At 56.5% G+C, this 930-nt stretch carries 1 protein-coding gene and 1 pseudogene; both read right to left on the reverse strand.

Annotation, left to right across the window (positions count from 1 at the left end; all coding sequences use genetic code 11):
• Positions 1–523 (reverse strand): annotated as a pseudogene (locus AB4048_RS28835) (hypothetical protein); the annotation flags it as partial.
• A gap of 29 nt (positions 524–552) precedes the next feature.
• Positions 553–930: glycogen/starch synthase (locus tag AB4048_RS28840; protein WP_442205356.1), on the reverse strand; the 378-nt coding region annotated here is incomplete at its 5' end.

Consider the following 930-nt stretch of genomic DNA (forward strand, 5'->3'; position numbering starts at 1 on the left):
GGTCGCCCAGGCCCGTAACACGACCGGCCCATTCGCCGTCGATCATCGCGCTGCCCTCGAGCTCGAGGCCCAGCTCCTCAAAGAAATCTATCGCCGCTGCGAGGTCTTCGACGACGATCCCGATGTTGTCCATCCGCTTAAGCGCCATGAGGAAATCACTGCCGCCATAGATCACGTGAGCCAAGCCTTCATTGTAACCGATCGATACTGCAACCTTGTGAGGATACTGCTTGGCGAGGTTTCGCACCAGGTCGTGCAAATGGTGATCGCCCTCACCGCATATGATCAACCGCCCTCCAGCCTCCACCAAGTGCGGTACGGTTTGTACGAGAAGATCGATCCCCTTCTGCCATGTCAGTCGGCTGATCACGGAAAAGATCGGGCCTTCCTCCTGCTGAAAGTCGAATAGATTGATCAGATGCTTTCGGTTCAAGCTACGAGCAGCCAGGCTGTTCCGGTCGAAATTTTGGACAAGACAAAGATCGGTGGCGGGATTCCAGACGTCGTCGTCGATCCCGTTCACTATTCCTCTCAGCTTCTTTCTGTTTGCCTTCAGGACCCCTTCCATCCCCATGCCGAGCCCCTCCGACAGTATTCCCGCGCGTAGGTTGGGCTGACGGTCGTGATGATATCGGCGGTCTGCACGCCGCCTTTCAAGAAGCTTATATCGCCATAGTATTCCAGGCACTCGGTCGACTGGGCTTCCGGCGGAATTCCTAAATCCGATAAGTGATCGAAAGGAAACTGGCCCTGGAAGGCAAGATTATGAACGGTAAGAACGGTCGGCAGGCTGCTTTTCAGCCGGTAGCGCAGGTAGACAGAAGTCAGCGCGGACTGCCAATCATGCGTATGCACAAGATCCGGCTTCCAGTCGGTGATCGCGCCATCCGCAATCAAGGCACCCCCCAGCGAAAGCGCTGCGAACCGTCG

Source organism: Rhizobium sp. RAF56 (genome assembly GCF_052113965.1).
GTDB lineage: Bacteria > Pseudomonadota > Alphaproteobacteria > Rhizobiales > Rhizobiaceae > Rhizobium.